This is a genomic window from Pontibacter mucosus (genome assembly GCF_003054055.1).
Classification (GTDB): domain Bacteria; phylum Bacteroidota; class Bacteroidia; order Cytophagales; family Hymenobacteraceae; genus Pontibacter; species Pontibacter mucosus.
Genome location: NZ_QBKI01000005.1, coordinates 1 through 15,544, shown reverse-complemented (window position 1 = coordinate 15,544; position 15,544 = coordinate 1). Strand labels below are relative to the sequence as shown.

Here is a 15,544-nt window from a genome sequence, read left to right as displayed (position 1 = left end):
TGGGAAAAGCATGATAAAGAGGAGAGGTGTTAAAAACCCAAGCACATTTTCAATCACATTCAGATTTAATCAGGTTGCGTCTAAAATAGCAAGCTAAATCTACGCATTTCCCATCCAATTTCATGCAGCAAGTAATATCAAAAGCGCCTATCTGAATTTTTTCGGACTTTCTCTGTGCACTTCCACAAATAAAAAAATGCACATGGTAAATGTGCATTTTTTTATCCAGAAATCTACAGAAATGATTCCAGTTAGTTGCCGTTCCTTTTAATTTATGATTTCAGAAAGTCAGGATCCTGATAAGCTGGATTGGGATAGGTATAGACACCTTTACCATTTGCCGTTCCCATTTTCCCTTTATCCAGGTATTCCGATTTAATCCATCCGGCTACCCTCGCAGATAATTCATCTCCTTCCTCTCCCCATGCTTTGTACAGGTTATAGGGCGTATTTGGTCCGATGATATCCAGGAATGCGAATGGGCCAAGCGGCGCGCCAGTCGAAATCATCCAGGTCTTATCCACTACTTCAGGCGCTGCCACTCCATCTACCACCATTTGCATGGCAGCCTTCAGGTGCGGAACCAGCAACGTATTCAGAACATAGCCGGGCTGCTCTTTATGAAGTGGAATCGGAACCATCCCGATTGCTTTTGCAAACTCAATTACTTCGTCAAACACTTCAGGGGCAGTACCTTCATGTTTCATAACCTCGGCGATGTTAAGTTTCCAGATCTCGTTGGCGAAATGCAAATGCAAGTACTTTTCCGGGCGATCTGTAAAACCAACCAATTGGCTTGGTATCATGGTAGAGGAGTTAGAAGCGAAAATGGTTTCCTTTTTCGCGACTTGTGATAACTTCTTATAGAAGTTTTGCTTTATATCGAGCAATTCAGGAACTGCCTCGATGACCAGATCAGCGTTCTCTACTGCTTTCGCCAAATCCGTATGCAAGGAGATACGGTTGTAGGCAGCCTCTACTTCTTCCTTCGTGCCATACTTGTCTTCCTGGTAGCGTTCTTTTAAGACGTTAAACCTTTCTTTCGCCTTCTCCAGTGCCTCATCATTAATATCGTAAGCTGAAACCTCAAACCCTTTAAATGCTGTTTGAAAAGCGATTTGGCTCCCCAAAACTCCCGTTCCAGCAACAGCTACATCTTTAATTTTCATATCTTAACATTTTAGTTGAAACTTAATTTAAAACCAGAATGCCTGGCCAGGTCTGGTCTTTAATTAACCTTTCAAATGCATAAATGTTAATTCTGTCCTTTTTGCCTTGCTATTTGGCACAGGGCGGCGGTCGGTGAAAAGGCTATACTTTTCCGAGGAAGTAAAAAAGTAACCTACCCCTCAAATCCCCCACACCTCCAGCTTATCCGGGCATTCCTGCAGCAACTGGTTTATACTTTTGCTAAGCACCGGATGTATCAGTTCCGGAGCCAGCTCTGCCAGTGGCAATAACGTAAACCGGCGCAGGTGCAGCTGCGGGTGAGGGATGGTGAGGCGCTGTGTCTGCTGCACCAGGTTGTCGTAAAAAAGTATGTCGATGTCGATGACGCGGGCGCCCCAGTGCTCTTGCCGCACCCGGCCAAGCTCCTGTTCAATGGCATTTATACTCTGCAGCACCTCTTCCGGCGTAAGCTCCGTCTGCACCTCCAGCACCTGGTTCAGGAAATTGGGCTGGTCGGTTTTGCCCCACGCGGCCGTCTCGTATACTTTGGAGCTGCGCGTGAGGGTGCCTACCTGCCGGTTTATACTTTCGCGGGCCTGCTGCAAGTATAAGATGCGGTCGCCGAGGTTGCCGCCCAAAAGCAAGTATACCTTAGGCATGGCGGCGGAAAAAGTCTATCGTCAAATCGGCAGCCTGGCGGGCGGCCTCCGGAAGCTCTTCCTGCTCGTACGGGTGTTTGCCGCCAAAAGAGTGGTCGGCCTCGGGCAGCAGGTGCAGCTCGGCGTCGGGTTTCCAGCTTTGCAGGTCGTGGGCCATTTGGGTGGGCAGCGTTTCGTCCAGCTCGCCGTGGAGCAGGAGCAGGGGCTGTTGCAGGCGCTTCACCACCGTAGGGATGTCCAGGCGGTACCTATTCTCTATAAAATTCTCTACAATCTGGTAGTAGAGCGGCATCTGCATCCCGGTACGGGCATTTGGCACATACTGCACGCCTTCTTTTTTCCACTGCTCCATCTGCAGGTCGCTCCAGCGGTTGTCGTAGCGGTTCACGGCGGCCCAGGTGGCCACGGCTTTCACGCGCGGCTCTTCGGCGGCTTTTAAGATCACGGCTCCGCCGCCACGGCTATGCCCGATCAGGTAAATGCGGCTCAGGTCCAGCTCGTTTTTCGCTACAGGAGGGTTATCTGAGTGCAGCAGCTCGATCAGGGCCTGCATGTCGTCGAGCTCCAGGCTGAAGTTGTTTTGCCCAAAGGCCTCCATGTCGTGCATGTCGGTGTGGTTATCCACGGTAGTGCCGTTGTAGGCAAAGTTAAACTTGATGAACACGAAGGCCTGCCGGGCAAAGTAGGTAGCCAGCAGGTTAAAGTGCCCCCAGTCCTTGAAGCCTTTAAAGCCGTGGGCAAAAATCACCACAGGCTTTGGGCTGCCGTCGGGCCAATAGGTGGCGTCGGCGGTAAAGGGGCGGCCGTGCTCAGGGTATACTACAAAATCGACTTTCATCTGTTTTAGGATTGAATGGCTAAATTGCTACAAAAGTGATTGTTTGGTTTACGGAGGAGCGGGTGCAAGGGCAGCATCTATCTCTACAATTTAACCATCGAGCAATTTAACAATTAAATGCTGTTTTGCCAGCCCGGGTTTGGAAAGCACTGCCAGAGACCGTAATATTGCGGACCCAACACATGAGCATAAGTTTAAACGAAATACAGGCGCCCATTGCGCCCGAGATGCAGCAATTCGAGAAGAAGTTCAGGGCTTCGATGAAGACCCGTGTACTGCTTCTGGATCGGATCATGAGCTACATCGTGAAGCGCAAGGGAAAGCAGATGCGGCCTATGTTCGTGTTCTTCACCGCCAAGCTTTTCAACGAAAGTATAGCCGAGGCCACTTACCGCGGTGCCGCCCTTATCGAGCTGCTGCACACGGCTACGCTGGTGCACGACGACGTGGTGGACGATGCCAACTACCGCCGGGGCTTTTTCTCTGTAAACGCGCTCTGGAAAAACAAGATCGCCGTGCTGGTGGGCGACTACCTGCTTTCCAAAGGCCTGCTGCTATCGTTGCAGAACGACGATTACGAGCTGCTCAAGATCGTGTCGAACGCGGTGAAGGAGATGAGCGAAGGAGAGTTACTGCAGATTGAAAAAGCCCGCCGCCTCGATATTACCGAGGAAGTATACTTCGACATCATTCGCCAGAAAACCGCTTCGCTGATTGCCTCCTGCTGCGCCGTGGGCGCTGCCTCTGCCGGTGCGTGTAAGGAGGAAATTGAGAAAGCCCGTTTGTTTGGGGAGAAAGTGGGCATCGCTTTCCAGATCAAGGACGACCTCTTTGATTACGGCACCGCTGAGATCGGCAAACCCGTGGGCATCGACATCAAGGAAAAGAAGATGACCCTGCCGCTGATCCACGCCCTGCGCGAGGCCGACTGGCTGACCAAACGCCGCGTGATTTACAACGTGAAAAACAACAACGGCGATAATAAGCGCGTGCAGCAGGTAATCGATTTCGTGAAGCAATCCGGCGGCATACAGTATACCATTGAGGTGATGAACCGCTACCATGCCGAGGCACTGGAAATTCTCCATACTTACCCCGAATCCCCATCCCGCCGCTCGCTGGAGCAGCTCATCGCTTATACTATTGAGCGGGAGAAGTAGGCTAATCGCTTAATGGCTAAGTTGCTTTATAGGGACACGTCGTGATCTGTACACGCGATACCTGCAGTTATAAAACTTATACTTTAGTATTAGTAATCACAGGCTCCCCTCCTTGGATAAGGAGGGGCCAGGGGTGGTTGGGCCCGGTGCTGCAATCCTGCCAATCAACTCAATTCTGAAAATCCTGATCCAGACAAATTTGTAATCCTCAGCCGGAATTTTGTAAAAGGCAGTATATTATCACTGGGTAGCTTTGCACAAGCAAAATAACCTATGAACAATGAGCCTGAACACCAACGCCTGGAACCGTCTGCGGTATAGCTTGTACCTGCCCATCTACGATTCTATTGCCGACCGCATTTTCCGGAAGTATAGAAAGCGTTCCGTGCAGTTGCTGGGGGGCAAGCCTGATGATGCCATTCTCATACTTGGTGCTGGCACTGGCCTTGATCTGCCGTACCTGCAGGGGTACACCAACCTCACCGCCATCGATATCACGCCCGGCATGATCAGCAAACTTAAGCAGCGGGCAGCAGAACTGCACATCCCCGTAAAAGCGCAGGTGATGAACGGGCAGCAACTTCGCTTTGCCGATGCTTCTTTCGATGCGGTTATACTTCACCTCATACTTGCCGTGATTCCGGATCCGGTGGCTTGCATCAAAGAAGTGGAGCGCGTCCTGAAGCCGGGCGGTACGGTGATGGTGTTTGATAAGTTCCTGCCCGACGGGCAACAGCCTTCCCTGCTTCGCCGCTTGCTCAATCAGGTGGCCAGCACGCTCTTTTCTGATATCAACCGAAGTATAGGTAGCATCGTGAGTCATACTTCCTTGCGTGTAGAACTGAACGAAACAGCCGCTTTTAACGGTACCTTCAGGGTGGTGAGATTGCGGAAGTAAACCAATTCTAGTTCTAAAATGGGGAAGGGGCTTTTTTTACAGAGAGCTTTGCAGGACCGGGTCCAACCACCCCTGGCCCCTCCTTGTCCAAGGAGGGGAGCCTGTTTTTACTGATGCAGAAGTATGGGTTGCATAGTCAAAGTGTTAAACACCCCTATGGTCCCCTCAAGGGGACAGTAGTAATAGCAGCGGCTATCGATTCTGTTCCCAGCCTTTGGGTGGAGCGCCTCGAGAGGTTCCGGTGACGAGCCAGAGGCGAGGCAGCCCGAGGCACGAGGGCAGGAAGCGAAAGCCGCGCGATGCCCGAAGGCGGGCCCTCTCGGGCTTGAGAGCTCCAAAGTAGATGTGCAACAGTAGCTCATGTAAGTCTGGAGGATGAACGGTAGCTAGAGAGGATAGCTTGGATCAAGTTATAGGAAGCGGCGGCTAGGAAAGTATAAGCCGGTAAGTATAAGAGTATAGCTCAAGTATAAAAGTAAAACCAAAGTATAAGTATGGCTTTTCAAGCCAGTTAAGTTACAAACTTGACACCATCGTAGGCACGAGTTGCAAACTCGCGCCAGCGAGAGGGCTGGGAAAGTATAGCAACCAAGTATAAAGTATAACTCAAGTATAAAAGTATAGCCAAAGTATAAACTGGAAGGCCGTTACTTTTACAGCAACGGCCTTCCAGTTTATACTTTTCGATCAACGAAAAACGAGCAACAAATAACGAAACTACTCCGCCAACAACTCATCCATCGTTTTGTTAAAATCCACTACCCATTCTTCATAATATTTTCCAGTGCCGGGGCCGGAAAAGCCGGTGTGGATCTTACGTACTTTGCCGTCGCGGCCGATGAAGATGGTGGTAGGGTAGGAGAGCACGTGGTTTAGGGCCGGCAGGGCTTTGGCCGCCGCCTCTTTATCCGACGTGCCGGCTACCAGCAGGTCGTAGTTTACATTCAGGCGCTCCTGCATCTTCTTCAGGCGGGCAGCAGCCTTGTCGAACTCAGGGCTGCGCTCGAATCCTAGGCCGATGATTTCCAGGCCACGGTCCTTGTTCTTGTCGTAGTAAGGCGCCAGGAAGTTGGTTTCGTCCATACAGTTCGGGCACCAGGAACCCAGCAGCTGCACCAGCACTACCTTACCTTTATACTTGTTATCTGCCAGCGACACCTGCTCGCCCTCCAGGTTCGGGAACGAGAAGGAAAGGGTTTCGTAGCCCGGCTTCAGGTACGTAAGCGTGTCGGCGCTGGCCAGTTGCACATCGGGGTTGCGTTTGGCCGTCCAAGTTTCGGAGTAGTTCATACCCGAGTAGAAGTTGCCTTTCAGGGTGCTGTCGTTTTCCGGGGTAGCTGTGAACAGGTAGGTGTGGTTGCCATCAAAGGTAGAGAGCTTCAGTGCGTTGCCGGCTACCTGCCCCTCCAGGTAACGATAATCACCAGTCTCGGTCATAAACGTGCCGGTGGCGTAATTGTCCTTCTGCTCGAACTCGCCGATAGCCTTGTAGCTTTTGCCGTCGCGGTCAGTGAACAGCACTTCCCATTTGCCACCGAAGTCGAATGAGGCAGGAGCAGGATTTTCCTCAAACCGGTTGCTCTTGCCGTGCTCAGCAGTAAAAGGCACTGAATAAGGAGTAGCCGTGTCGTTCTTCACAAAGCGGCCGGTCATTTTCTCCCCTTCCACCTTCGCTATTAAGTCGGCATCAAAAATGTGGAGGCCAATCTTTACGGAATCTCCGGCTTGCTCAATTTCATCTACCAGGATGCGCTCCTCACCGTTTATCAGGAACAGGACAGTTTTGCCGCTTTTTTCCTCGGCTTCCATTACGAATGGGATCTCTTTCCCGTCGGCGTGCTGCAGGGCTACTCGCCAGCTGCCGGGCTTAATGGTATTGTCGGTAGATGTCATAGAGGTACAGGATGTTATAAGCTGTGGAATTAGAAGTGTCAAAAACAAAAATAGGGTGGTGCGGGTATTAGTATAGGAAAGTTTCATGAGCGGAATCTGATAATAACGTAGCGCAAAAGTACGGGATACGAACGGAAAAACCTTAATCTGCTAATTATGCCTACATATTCATGTAGCAACATATTCATGGAGGCTAATGTTTTTTACAGAGATATAGTTTTCGTACATTTGTGAACCTCATAAAAAAGAGTATAAAACATTAACAATAGCAAAACTATGGCATTTGATTTAGGAATGATCAAGGCAGTGTATGCCGGCATGGATGAGCGAATTGCTGCTGCCCGCCAGGCAGTTGGGCGTCCGCTTACTCTGACAGAAAAAATCCTGTATGCACACCTTTTCGATGGAAAGGCGCAGCAGGCTTTTGAGCGCGGAAAGTCTTACGTAGACTTCGCTCCGGACAGGGTTGCCATGCAGGATGCTACGGCACAGATGGCCTTGCTTCAGTTCATGCAGGCTGGTAAGCCAACCGTGGCTGTGCCTTCTACCGTGCACTGCGACCACCTGATTCAGGCTCGCGTGGGTGCTGACTCCGACCTGCAGGACGCCTACACAGAGAACAAAGAAGTTTATGACTTCCTTGCTTCTGTTTCCAACAAGTATGGCATCGGTTTCTGGAAGCCGGGTGCCGGTATCATCCACCAGGTAGTGCTGGAAAACTACGCATTCCCGGGCGGTATGATGATTGGTACGGACTCGCACACGCCTAACGCGGGTGGTCTGGGTATGATCGCCATCGGTGTGGGTGGTGCTGATGCCGTGGACGTGATGGCTGGCATGCCTTGGGAGCTGAAGTTCCCGAAAATCATCGGTGTGAAGCTGACCGGTAAAATGAACGGCTGGACCTCTCCGAAAGACGTGATCCTGAAAGTAGCCGGAATCCTGACTGTAAAAGGCGGAACGGGTGCTATCGTGGAGTACTTTGGCGAGGGCGCTGAGTCCATGTCTTGTACGGGTAAAGGCACTATCTGTAACATGGGTGCCGAGATCGGGGCGACTACTTCTGTGTTTGCTTACGACAACAGCATGCGCGCTTACCTGAACGCTACAAACCGCGAGGAGATCGTGCAGATGGCTGACGGAGTAGCCCAGCACCTGCGCGCCGACGACGAAGTATACGCGGACCCTGCTGCTTTCTACGATCAGCTGATCGAAATCGACCTTTCTACGCTGGAGCCGCACGTAAACGGCCCGTTCACGCCGGACGCTGCCTGGCCAATCTCACAGTTCGCCGCTGTGGTGAAAGAGCACGGCTGGCCAGCTAAGCTGGAGGTAGGTCTGATTGGTTCTTGTACCAACTCTTCTTACGAAGACCTGACCCGTGCCGCTTCTATCGCGGAGCAGGCTGTAACTAAAAATCTGGTTGCCCAGGCTGAGTTTACCATTACACCGGGTTCTGAGATGGTACGTTATACCACCGCCCGCGATGGTCTGCTCGACACGTTCGCGCAGATGGGTGGTGTGGTACTGGCAAACGCCTGCGGTCCGTGCATCGGCCAGTGGGCACGTCATACCGACGACCCGACTCGTAAGAACTCTATCATCACTTCCTTTAACCGTAACTTTGCCAAGCGTAACGACGGTAACCCGAACACGCACGCGTTCGTGGCCTCTCCTGAGATCGTAACGGCTTTCGCCATTGCCGGCGACCTGACGTTTAACCCACTGACGGACACCCTGACAAACAAGGATGGCCAGCAGGTGAAACTGGACGAGCCGAGAGGTATTGAGCTGCCAGTAAACGGCTTTGCCGTGGAGGATGCCGGTTATGTGGCTCCTGCAGAGGATGGCAGCAAGGTACAGGTAGTGGTTGATCCGGCTTCTGACCGTTTGCAGCTGCTCGAAGGCTTTAAGCCATGGGAAGGCACAGACCTGAAAGGCCTGAAACTGCTTATCAAAGCACAGGGCAAGTGTACGACGGACCACATCTCGATGGCAGGTCCTTGGTTGAAGTTCCGCGGTCACCTGGACAACATCTCCAACAACATGCTTATCGGTGCCATCAACGCGTTCAATGGCGAGGCTAACAGCGTGTACAACGACATGACCCGTGGTTATGACACGGTGCCTGCCACAGCCCGTACATACAAGGCTGCCGGTATCGGTACTGTAGTAGTAGGCGACGAGAACTATGGTGAGGGTTCATCCCGTGAGCATGCGGCCATGGAGCCACGCCACCTGGGTGTTCGTGCCGTGCTGGTGAAGTCATTCGCCCGTATCCACGAAACCAACCTGAAGAAGCAGGGTATGCTGGCGCTTACGTTTGCCAACAAGTCGGATTATGATCTGATCGAGGAGAACGACTCCATCGACATCATCGGACTGGAGAACTTCACACCAGGACAGCCGCTTAAAGTGGTACTGCACCACAAAGATGGAAGCCAGGATGTAATCCAGGTAAATCATACGTATAACGAAGGCCAGATCGCGTGGTTCAAGGCAGGTTCTGCCCTCAACCTGATCAGCCAGCAGCAGAAGCAAAACGCTTAATTGCGACGTTGCTAAGTATAAACAAAAAGGCCCCGCCACAGCGGGGCCTTTTTGTTTATTGAAGTATAGAGTCAACTATTCCATTTAAGCGCAACGTAACGACTTGCCCTACAACGTCAATTCCTCTACTTAGAGGCAGGGTTGCTAAGTTCTACCGCAAACTGTCCCCTTGAGGACAAGTGAGAACGGAAGTTCGAAACTTGCGAGCAAAGCTCAATAGGGGTGTAAAGCCAGTGGCAAAAGTCTTCCCTAAAAGTAAACACCCCTCTATGAACTGTGTTCGCAAACTACGCACTCCCGTGCTCGTTTGTCCTCAAGGGGAGAATCTAGCATTTACTATTTTCAACCTTATTGATATGAATTAGCGCTGTTAATTAAAACCTAACGGGTCTAATTAACAAGGGTGGGTTTGAAAACAACAAGATTATCAGTTGCGCACTAATTACCCTATAATGGATTTATACTTTAGAAGTATAAATCCATTATTTCCTCACCAGTATCTTCTCTACAAAAGTCTCACCCTGGTAGGTAATATGCGCAATGTACAGGCCCGCCTTCAACTGGCTCAGATCGTACTGCAGTTGCGTGCCTATCACCGATACGGGGGTAGCCGCTATACTTTTGCCGGTCATGTCTGTGAGCCGGAGCTGTGGCTGAGAGTTTTGTAACTCCGTAAGCGGGGCAGTCAGGCTCAGGTGGATGCTGCCCGAGGCCGGGTTAGGGTATAAGGCCGGACTGGTAGCGTATACATCCAGCACCTGTTGGTAAGTGCTACGGGTACACTCCAGCACATTCGTAACTGTAAGCGATATGGTATACGTGCCCGGCTTTTTGTACTGGTGCAGCGGGTGCTGTGCAGCCGACTGATTTCCGTCCCCAAAATCCCAGAGCCAGCTGGTAGCATGCAGGCTGTTGTCCTGAAACTGGACTCCCTTGCTTACCTGTGCAAAGTTGTTTCCTGGTTTAAACCCAGCCTCCGAGGCAGACAGTATCTGCACGTCCATCGGCACCAGATCGCTCAGGTAAATAGAGTCTGCATTCGCCACGTAGATGGTGCTGTTCTCCAGTGCTTCTGTCAACGTATAAGTAGGACCCGTTCCGAGCAGGACCGAGGCGCTTGCATCGGTGTAGAAATTAAAGGAGCTTCCGCCTTGCGGGGCAATCACCACGGCATCCGCCACGCAGGCCTGGAAAGCCATCGGCACCGGCTCCGGACCCGATTTGATGCCCCTATACTTCAGTTGCGCTGTCCTGGCGTGCTCCTTCAAAGCCTCCAAATCATCACCGGCAAGTATAGCAATGGCCAGCGTTTTGGTTTGGCCTGGGGCCAGGTTGATGGCGGTGGCACCTAAAATGTGCGAGATGCTATTGCCGTTCTTTCCTCCGGCTTTCGTGCGGCTCACCCCTTTGGAGATTACCTTATACTTTTCTGCATTGGAGAAGCCGTCGTCCACGGTTACGGTAGAGTCGTTGCTGCCAATGTTATCAATGGCATGGTAAATAGGAAGCGTCTCCGGCGTCAGCAGTGTCAGCCCGGTATAAGGCAGATCGGCGTAGGCATGGTAAGCGTAACCGAGCTGCAGGTCCTCATCCCAGCCGGCTTTGTTTTCGGTATAGTTGCCGATATCCCAGTCCGCAAAGAGGCCCGCGTGCAGGTAGGGAATCGTCTCGGAAGAACGGTTGGTAAGCTTATACTCCATTATCACAAAGTCCTGGTAGGGCGACTCTGACCAGGCGTAGGCCACTGTTTTTACCTCTACCTCCGGATGTCCGCTCACGTCGGTCTGCATAATGCCCCGCAGTTCCTGGTCGGCCATGCTGGTGTTGTAGTAGGCCCGGGTAAGCATACTCGGCTTAAAGCCCCGGTTATTCTGCCAGGAGGAGTTATGCACGTTATCGGCTACCTTGCCGCTGTCGGCGGAAAGTATAAGCCCGCCCTCGAAGAGCAAAGAAGCGCTGCCTTTATACTTTACCCCAACCCCCTGGCTCATGTTCAGGCCGTTGTAGCCGATGTTGCCTTCGCTGTTGAGGCTCAGGTGCAGGTTGTTGGCCGTCAGGGTAGCGTAGTTGTGGTTAATAACGATAGCAAAGTGCTGAAAGTCGGTGTACTCCCCATCGGTAAAGCCCAGGCGCAAGTATACTTTCAGGTTGGAAGGGGAGCGTTCGCTGATTTTGATGACAAAAGGCTCCTTGGTGGAGGCCGTGGCCATGGTGCCCATACTTCCCAAGGTGGCCTGCCCCCGGGTTACCAGCACGTGCGGACTCAAAGAGGTGAGCTCTACCTGCATACCTTGCACCGGCGCCAGGAAGTTTAAGAAGCTGGCATCGATGGTAACCTCGTTTCCGGCCACCAGGCTCTGCTTTGGCGAAGGGGAGAAGGACACGCACCGCACCGATTTCGGGTTTTCCAGCTTCAGTGCCTTTTTCAGGTTAAAGCGGCCGGTGCCCAGCATCTCCAGGTAGGGGCGGTTGCCATCCAGGTGGTAGATGCTGTCGGTGCTGGCCCGGAGGCGCTCGGCTACCTGGCGGGCGTTCAGTTCCGGGAAGCGGGCGCGGATGAGGGCTGCGCCACCTGCCACGGTAGGTGCCGCAAAAGAGGTGCCGCCCACGTTGCCATACCGCTCGTCGCCGGATTGGGAGGTGCTGTAAATGTTGATGCCCGGCGAGATCAGGTCGATGTTATAGTTGTAGGTATGGTCTTTATACTTGACATCCTGGTTGTTGGAGCCGCCTACCGAGATAACGTTATCATAAGCGGCGGGATAGATGTCCATGAAAGCGTTGGTGTTGCCGCCTGAGGCAATCACTACCACGTCTTTTTCCAGCACGGCATAGTTGATGACATCCTGCTCATACTTCGAAAAGCCAGTTCCACCCCAGGACAGGTTAATAACCTTACATCCTTTGTTAACGGCGTAGACAATGGCCTCGTATCCGCCAAATCCTCCGCCAGGATAGGAAGAGAACACCTTCAGGGGCAAAAACAGGGCGTTGTACCCGGTGCCGGCAATGCCGATGCCATTGTTGGTGGCCCCCGCCGCTACTCCCGCTACAGCTGTACCGTGGCCTTTCCAGGCTGTATCGTCCGACACGTCGTTGTCGCCATCGGCAAAGTCCCAGCCGCTGAAGTTGTCTACCAGTCCGTCGCCGTCGTTGTCAATCCCGTCCACCGGGTCAGCGTAGTTATACTTTACCTTGCTCTTCAGGTCGTGGTGGGAAAGGCGGAAACCAGTGTCCAGGATGCCGATGACGATGGTGGTATCGGCTTGCTCGACGGCCCAGCCAGCATAGGCCTGTATCTTTTTGAGGTAATACTGCGTGGTTTTGGTGGAGTCGGAGGCAGGGTCGTTGGGCTGGTGAAAGGGCTCCCGGATGTAGAGCGGTTCCACGTACTCCACCTGTCCGGTGGCTATCAAAGCGGCCTGCACCTGCTCAAACGTATGGCCGGAGCCGTACTGTAACTCGTATAGGAGCGAGAGGTCTACGGCTGGAGCTGCCTTGCGGGCGTTGGCTAGGGTTTGCCGGGCCGCCACTTCCGGAAACTTCTGCACGACGTCGCGGGCCCCTATTTGCCGCAGGGCATGGGCCATGCCGTCCCCGCTCGGTTTGCGCAGCTGGGCGGACTGCTGTGGCTTGAGCTTGTAGACGACTCTGCCTTGGATGGTTTTAGCTCCAAAGTCCAAAGCAGGGCGCTGTGCGTACAGCAAGGGTACGTAGAGCAGCAGAAGGACTGCAAAAACAAAGCTGCGCTTTGGCAGCGGGATAAGGGTAAACATCTGCTCGATAGAAGTCCTGTTAATACCTGGTTCCGAATATGTAGAATATCATGGCAGGGTACCGCAAAAGTACAAACTTCCATGACAAAAAAATCTGATGCAGCCTTGTCTTACAAATAAATTATGTATATTTCCTTCAACTGATAATTACAAATAAATGTTTCTATTTTGCTATTAAATATTAAAAAATAACTATGAATCTGGAATTAGCCGACAAACACCGCGAAACATTACAAAAGGCCGTGCAAGCCTTGCACCAGCGTACCTTCTTTGCCCATTACCCCGAAAACCCATCTCCGGAGGTATATGGTGAGACCGCCGACAAGGAAGGCCGTGAAAAGTATAAAGGCACACTGAACAATAAATTTACCGAGTTGCTGCAGCAGGGCGAGCAGGCCTGGGTGGGGCAGGAGGAGTCGCCGTATGAGCAACAGCCGCTGGGCATAAAGTACCCATATTTTGAACCGGAGACGCTGGTGAGCCGGGCTGAAGAGGCCTTCCACCAATGGCGTAAAGTAAAGCCGCTGGACAGGGCGGCCCTGCTGGTAGAGGCGCTGGAGAATATGCGCAACCGCTTCTTTGAGATTGCCTACGCTACCATGCACACCACCGGGCAGGCGTACATGATGTCATTCCAGGCATCAGGTCCGCACGCCGCCGACCGTGCCCTGGAGGCCGTGGCTGCCGGTTATGAGGAGCAGACCCGTTTTCCGGAGAGCGCCGAGTGGGAGAAGCCCATGGGCAAGTATAACCTCAAGCTAAATAAAACCTGGAAGGCAGTTCCAAAAGGTGTGGCCCTGGCCATCGGCTGCTCTACCTTCCCGACCTGGAACACGGTGCCCGGCATGTTTGCCAGCCTGGTAACAGGAAACCCTGTTATCGTGAAGCCGCACCCGAAAGCCGTGCTGCCGATTGCCATTGTGGTAGCCGAAGTACAGAAGGTGCTGCAGCAGAACGGACTCAACCCAAACATCTGCCAACTGGCCGTAGATGCCGACGACCGCCTGATCACCAAGGAACTGGCCGAGCACCGGAAAGTGAAAATCATTGACTATACCGGTAGCTCCGAGTTTGGAAATTACATCGAGAGTCTGCCCGGCAAGGTAACGTTTACCGAGAAAACAGGCGTTAACTCGATTATCCTCGACTCGGTGGAGGATTTGGACAAGGTGGTGCAGAACCTGGCCTTTTCCATCTCGCTCTACTCCGGGCAGATGTGTACCGCCCCGCAGAACTTCTTTGTGCCGGAGAGCGGCGTGAAGGTAGCCGGAGAAAAGGTGCCTTACGAGCAGGTGGTGGAGAAAATAACCGGTGCCGTGACTGCGCTGGTGAATAACCCGAAGGCTGGTCCGCACATCCTGGGCGCCATCCAGAACCCGGCCACGGCCGAGCGTGTGAAGAGCGCTGCCACCGTGAAAGGCCGCGAGGTGCTGAGCAGCTGCGATTTTGAGAACCCGATGTTCAGCAAGGCCCGCACCTGCACTCCGGTTATCTACGAGGTGGATGCCACCGAGAAAGAAAGCTACAGCCGCGAACTGTTCGGTCCGGTAGCGTTAGTCATCAAGACAAAGGACACAGATCAAAGTATAGAAATTGCGAGCGAAATGGCTTCCAAATACGGCGCCATCTCCTGCGGTGCCTATACCACAGACCCAGCCACGAAAGAGAAGATTATGGATGAGATGGGATTGGCAGGCACCCCCGTTAGCTTCAACCTGACGGGCGGCATCTACGTGAACCAGAACGCCAGCTTCTCCGACTTCCACGTAACGGGCGGCAACCCGGCGGGCAACGCTTCTTTCACCAACCCTGAGTTTGTGATCAAGCGCTTTACCTGGGTGGGCTTCCGTGAGCCGGTGGCAGGCTAAAAAGTATAAACTTATACTTATAAGAAAGCCCCTGCAGCAACGCAGGGGCTTTCTTTATTTCATCAGGCCGTCGGCGTCGTTGTGGAGGTTACCAATGTTCTTGTGCAAATCGCTCCAGTGCTGCTCGTTGTTGTTGGGGTCTCCCATTTTCTGCAGGATCAGCTCGCGCTTCCGCTCCAGCCCGGCAATATGCTCATGGTACGTATGGTTGGAGTCCGCAGCGGTGGCGTTTACGCGGGCCTTGAGGGTTTTGATTTTATTGTCCAGCTCATCGAGGCTCTTCTGCACCTCGCCCTTGGTGAGGTGCTCCGGCACGCGCATGTTTTCGGGTTTCAAAGGGTAATTATCCATAGTATAAATGCTAGGTTAACGTTCTCGGGCCTGTGGCCTCATACACCTCATACTTATACTTTGGCTAAAAGGATATGCCGGCAGGGGCAGTTTAACGGGATTAAAGCTTGCCATAGCAGGTTTGTTTAGCCTACTCCCCAGCCGCGTGCCACAAGGGAGAGAGTCATTAAATAATATAGGAGCCTGAGCACTTAGTTGTTATAAAATTGTAAGAAGTCACTTTTGATATTAACTAGAAGCTATCTCAAAAATACCTTAGCATGATTTTCATGCAGGCCAGCAGGACGAAGGCCAGGTAGTTTTCTGCTTTGTGCTCGTGCCTGACCAACGTTCTTCTGAAGTTAAAGAGCCAGGCGAAGAAGCGCTCCACCCTCCATCTTT

Annotated in this window: 10 protein-coding genes; 4 read left to right on the top strand and 6 right to left on the bottom strand. The window is 52.5% G+C overall.

Annotation, left to right across the window (positions count from 1 at the left end; translation table 11 throughout):
• Nucleotides 1–272 precede the first annotated feature (272 nt).
• The 3 genes from C8N40_RS10765 to C8N40_RS10755 form a co-directional block, all read right to left on the bottom strand.
• The gene (locus tag C8N40_RS10765; RefSeq protein WP_108211789.1) at nucleotides 273–1,169 is read right to left on the bottom strand and encodes a 3-hydroxyacyl-CoA dehydrogenase; all 897 of its coding nucleotides are present in this window, start codon (nucleotides 1,167–1,169) and stop codon (nucleotides 273–275) included.
• A gap of 180 nt (nucleotides 1,170–1,349) precedes the next feature.
• Nucleotides 1,350–1,829, bottom strand: a complete 480-nt coding sequence (gene folK, locus C8N40_RS10760) for a 2-amino-4-hydroxy-6-hydroxymethyldihydropteridine diphosphokinase (RefSeq protein WP_108211788.1) — start codon at nucleotides 1,827–1,829, stop codon at nucleotides 1,350–1,352.
• Nucleotides 1,822–2,667 (bottom strand): alpha/beta hydrolase family protein, encoded by an 846-nt coding sequence (locus C8N40_RS10755; protein ID WP_245905076.1) that lies wholly within the window; start codon nucleotides 2,665–2,667, stop codon nucleotides 1,822–1,824. The genes folK and C8N40_RS10755 overlap by 8 nt, the downstream gene beginning before the upstream one ends.
• Nucleotides 2,668–2,849: 182 nt before the next feature.
• Here C8N40_RS10755 and C8N40_RS10750 point away from each other — a divergent pair, with 182 nt between their 5' ends.
• Nucleotides 2,850–3,827, top strand: coding sequence for a polyprenyl synthetase family protein (locus C8N40_RS10750; RefSeq protein ID WP_092099272.1), 978 nt, complete (start codon nucleotides 2,850–2,852; stop codon nucleotides 3,825–3,827).
• Between the two features lie 280 nt (nucleotides 3,828–4,107).
• The gene (locus tag C8N40_RS10745; RefSeq protein WP_108211786.1) at nucleotides 4,108–4,725 is read left to right on the top strand and encodes a class I SAM-dependent methyltransferase; all 618 of its coding nucleotides are present in this window, start codon (nucleotides 4,108–4,110) and stop codon (nucleotides 4,723–4,725) included.
• Nucleotides 4,726–5,442: 717 nt separating this feature from the next.
• Here the strand turns inward: C8N40_RS10745 and C8N40_RS10740 are convergent.
• Entirely contained in the window at nucleotides 5,443–6,618 is a 1,176-nt protein-coding gene (locus C8N40_RS10740; RefSeq protein ID WP_108211785.1) for a peroxiredoxin family protein, read from the bottom strand.
• Between the two features lie 276 nt (nucleotides 6,619–6,894).
• Between C8N40_RS10740 and C8N40_RS10735 the strand changes: the two genes are divergently transcribed.
• Nucleotides 6,895–9,168 (top strand): aconitate hydratase, encoded by a 2,274-nt coding sequence (locus C8N40_RS10735; RefSeq protein WP_108211784.1) that lies wholly within the window; start codon nucleotides 6,895–6,897, stop codon nucleotides 9,166–9,168.
• 482 nt (nucleotides 9,169–9,650) lie between these two features.
• Here C8N40_RS10735 and C8N40_RS10730 read toward each other — a convergent pair whose 3' ends face one another.
• Nucleotides 9,651–12,944, bottom strand: a complete 3,294-nt coding sequence (locus C8N40_RS10730) for a S8 family serine peptidase (RefSeq protein WP_108211783.1) — start codon at nucleotides 12,942–12,944, stop codon at nucleotides 9,651–9,653.
• Nucleotides 12,945–13,138: 194 nt separating this feature from the next.
• Here C8N40_RS10730 and paaN point away from each other — a divergent pair, with 194 nt between their 5' ends.
• Nucleotides 13,139–14,812, top strand: coding sequence for a phenylacetic acid degradation protein PaaN (gene paaN / locus C8N40_RS10725; RefSeq protein WP_108211782.1), 1,674 nt, complete (start codon nucleotides 13,139–13,141; stop codon nucleotides 14,810–14,812).
• Between the two features lie 54 nt (nucleotides 14,813–14,866).
• Here paaN and C8N40_RS10720 read toward each other — a convergent pair whose 3' ends face one another.
• Nucleotides 14,867–15,163: a sll1863 family stress response protein gene (locus C8N40_RS10720; RefSeq protein WP_211318078.1), complete on the bottom strand. Its 297-nt coding sequence runs from the start codon at nucleotides 15,161–15,163 to the stop codon at nucleotides 14,867–14,869.
• Nucleotides 15,164–15,544: the final 381 nt, after the last annotated feature.

Coding starts and splice junctions, on each gene's coding strand:
- C8N40_RS10765 (WP_108211789.1), bottom strand. CDS start 1,169: ATGAAAATTAAAGATGTAGCTGTTGCTGGAACGGGAGTTTTGGGGAGC.
- folK (WP_108211788.1), bottom strand. CDS start 1,829: ATGCCTAAGGTATACTTGCTTTTGGGCGGCAACCTCGGCGACCGCATC.
- C8N40_RS10755 (WP_245905076.1), bottom strand. CDS start 2,667: ATGAAAGTCGATTTTGTAGTATACCCTGAGCACGGCCGCCCCTTTACC.
- C8N40_RS10750 (WP_092099272.1), top strand. CDS start 2,850: ATGAGCATAAGTTTAAACGAAATACAGGCGCCCATTGCGCCCGAGATG.
- C8N40_RS10745 (WP_108211786.1), top strand. CDS start 4,108: ATGAGCCTGAACACCAACGCCTGGAACCGTCTGCGGTATAGCTTGTAC.
- C8N40_RS10740 (WP_108211785.1), bottom strand. CDS start 6,618: ATGACATCTACCGACAATACCATTAAGCCCGGCAGCTGGCGAGTAGCC.
- C8N40_RS10735 (WP_108211784.1), top strand. CDS start 6,895: ATGGCATTTGATTTAGGAATGATCAAGGCAGTGTATGCCGGCATGGAT.
- C8N40_RS10730 (WP_108211783.1), bottom strand. CDS start 12,944: ATGTTTACCCTTATCCCGCTGCCAAAGCGCAGCTTTGTTTTTGCAGTC.
- paaN (WP_108211782.1), top strand. CDS start 13,139: ATGAATCTGGAATTAGCCGACAAACACCGCGAAACATTACAAAAGGCC.
- C8N40_RS10720 (WP_211318078.1), bottom strand. CDS start 15,163: ATGGATAATTACCCTTTGAAACCCGAAAACATGCGCGTGCCGGAGCAC.